The 2780-nt window shown below is 62.7% G+C and carries 2 protein-coding genes; both read left to right on the top strand.

The features are described from left to right. Positions 1 to 211: 211 nt before the first annotated feature. Positions 212 to 679: a (2Fe-2S)-binding protein gene (locus tag KBB36_RS20935; RefSeq protein WP_290985861.1), complete on the top strand. Its 468-nt coding sequence runs from the start codon at positions 212 to 214 to the stop codon at positions 677 to 679. 4 nt (positions 680 to 683) lie between these two features. Next, positions 684 to 2780, top strand: a 2097-nt coding sequence (locus KBB36_RS20930) for a xanthine dehydrogenase family protein molybdopterin-binding subunit (RefSeq protein WP_290985858.1), incomplete at its 3' end; no start/stop codon positions are given.

Below are 2780 nucleotides of genomic sequence, written 5' to 3'. Positions count from 1 at the left end.
GCCTGGGCCTGGATCGGCGGCCTGGTGGTGCTGGCCGGCATCATCACCATGCTGGTGCTGAAATTCTGACCTGCCTGGATTTCAGCCGCCCCCGATACGTGCGCCATTAACAGCATTGCAACTTGACGCCCGAGTGTCGAAGCCCCCACACTCGCCTCGGGTAACCAGCGGACTAAATGAGTTTCCGTAAGCCCCAACGGGAGGAAAGCGAATGACCAAAGTGTCGATCACCGTCAATGGCGAGAATGTGTCGCGCGAAGTTGAGCCGCGCACGCTTCTGGTCCAGTTCCTGCGTGAACATCTTGGCCTTACCGGCACCCATGTTGGCTGCGATACCAGCCAGTGCGGCGCCTGCGTGGTGCATGTGAATGGCAGCAGCGTGAAGTCCTGCACCATCCTGGCGGCGCAAGCCAATGGCGCCAAAGTCACCACCATTGAAGGCCTGGCGAATGGCGATGCACTGCATCCGATGCAGGAAGCCTTCCGCGAGAACCACGCCCTGCAATGTGGCTTCTGCACCCCCGGCATGATCATGAGCGCGGTGGACCTGGTGCAGCGTAACCCCAACCCCACTGAAGAGCAGATCCGGCACGAGCTGGAAGGCAATATCTGCCGCTGCACCGGCTACCACAACATCGTCAAGGCCGTGCAGGCCGGCGCTGCCGCCATGAAGGGGTGATATCATGACCAACCAGGCTGTTATCGGCACTTCCGTCCGCCGCAAGGAGGACTATCGCTTCATTACCGGCCAGGGCAATTATACCGACGACATCAACCGGCCCGGCCAGGCCCATGCGCATTTCCTGCGCTCGCCGCATGCTTTCGCCAAGATCAAATCCATCAATACGGCTGCTGCCCGCGCCATGCCCGGCGTGGTAGCGGTTTACACCGGCCAGGACATGGCCAACGACAAGGTTGGCGGCCTGATCTGCGGCTGGACCGTGAAGGGCAAGGACGGCCAGCCGCACAAGGCGCCGCGCCATGATTCCATTGCGGTGGAATATGTGCGCCATGTTGGCGACCAGGTGGCGGTGGTGATCGCCGAAACACGCGCCCAGGCCCGCGATGCGGCCGAGGCCATCGAGGTTGAGTATGACGTGCTCAGCCCGGCCATCGACCTGCGCGGCGCGCTCAAGCCCGGCGCCCCCCAGGTGCATGCCGATGCCCCCGGCAATCTCTGCTACGACTGGGATTTCGGTGACAAGGCAGCCACCCAGGCGGCTTTCGCCAAAGCGCATCACATCACCAAGGTGGAGCTGGTCAACAACCGCCTCTCGCCCAACCCGATGGAACCGCGCAGCGCCGTGGCGGAATATGATCGTGGCACCGACATGACCACGGTTTATGTCACCAGCCAGAATCCGCATGTGCTGCGGCTGATCCTGTGCGCCTTCGTGTTCGGCCTGCCCGAGCATAAGGTGCGCGTGGTGGCGCCGGATGTGGGTGGCGGCTTCGGCTCGAAGATTTTCAATTACCCCGAAGAGACCGTGGCTTTCTGGGCGGCGCGCAAGCTGCGCCGGCCGGTGAAATGGACCTCTGACCGCAGCGAGGCTTTCCTCACCGACGCCCATGGCCGCGATCACTTCACCATTGCCGAACTGGCGATGGACAAGGATGGCAAATTCCTTGGCCTCAAGGTGGATACGCTCGCCAATATGGGCGCCTATCTCTCCACCTTCGCCTCGGCAGTGCCGACCTATCTGTATGCCCTGCTGCTGGCCGGGCAATACACCACCCCGGCGATCTATGCCGAGGTCAAGGCGGTGTTCACCAACACCGCGCCGGTGGATGCCTATCGCGGCGCCGGCCGGCCGGAAGCCACCTATGTGGTGGAGCGGATCGTGGAAGCCGCCGCACGCGAGATGAAGCTGGACCCGGCGGAAATCCGCCGCCGCAACTTCATCAAGCCGGATGCCTTCCCGTATCAGACCCCGGTGGCCTGCGTGTATGACAGCGGCCAGTATGACCTGACGCTGAGCGAGGCGATGAAGGCCGTCGATTATGACGGCTTCCCGGCCCGCAAGGCTGCATCGGCCAAGGCCGGCAAGCTGCGCGGCATCGGCATCTCCTGCTACATTGAGGCCTGCGGCATCGCGCCCTCGGCGGTGGTGGGGTCGCTCGGCGCCGGTGTAGGCCTGTGGGAATCGGCTAAGATCCGTTTCAACCCCACCGGCTCGGTCTGCGTCTATACCGGCAGCCATAGCCACGGCCAGGGCCACGAAACCACCTTCGCCCAGTTGGTATCCGACAAGCTCGGCGTGCCGATGGAGCAGATCGAGATTGTGCATGGTGACACGGCACAAATCCCGATGGGCATGGGCACCTATGGCTCGCGCTCGCTAGCGGTTGGCGGCTCGGCCATTTCCAAGGCTGCCGACAAACTGATCGAAAAAGGCAAGAAGATCGCGGCCCATCTGATGGAAGCCTCGGTTGACGATGTGGTGTATGAGCGCGGCAGCTTCTCGGTTGCCGGCACCGACAAGCAGGTGCCGATGGCCGCCGTGGCCTTCACTGCCTATGTGCCGCATAACTACCCGGCCGATCTTGAGCCCGGCTTCGAGGAAACCGCGTTCTACGACCCGGCCAACTTCACCTTCCCCTCGGGCTGCCATATCGCCGAGGTGGAGATTGATCCCGATACCGGCGTCACCACCATTGCCAATTGGGTGGCGGTGGATGATTTCGGCAACGTGATCAATCCGATGATTGTTGAAGGCCAGGTGCATGGCGGCATCGCCCAGGGCGTCGGACAGGCTCTGCTTGGAGGCGTGGTTTATGAT

The sequence above is a fragment of the Ferrovibrio sp. genome, assembly GCF_017994015.1.
Classification (GTDB): domain Bacteria; phylum Pseudomonadota; class Alphaproteobacteria; order Ferrovibrionales; family Ferrovibrionaceae; genus Ferrovibrio.
The sequence above is the reverse complement of the archived record's forward strand: the minus strand, read 5'-3'. Positions and strand labels throughout refer to the sequence as shown.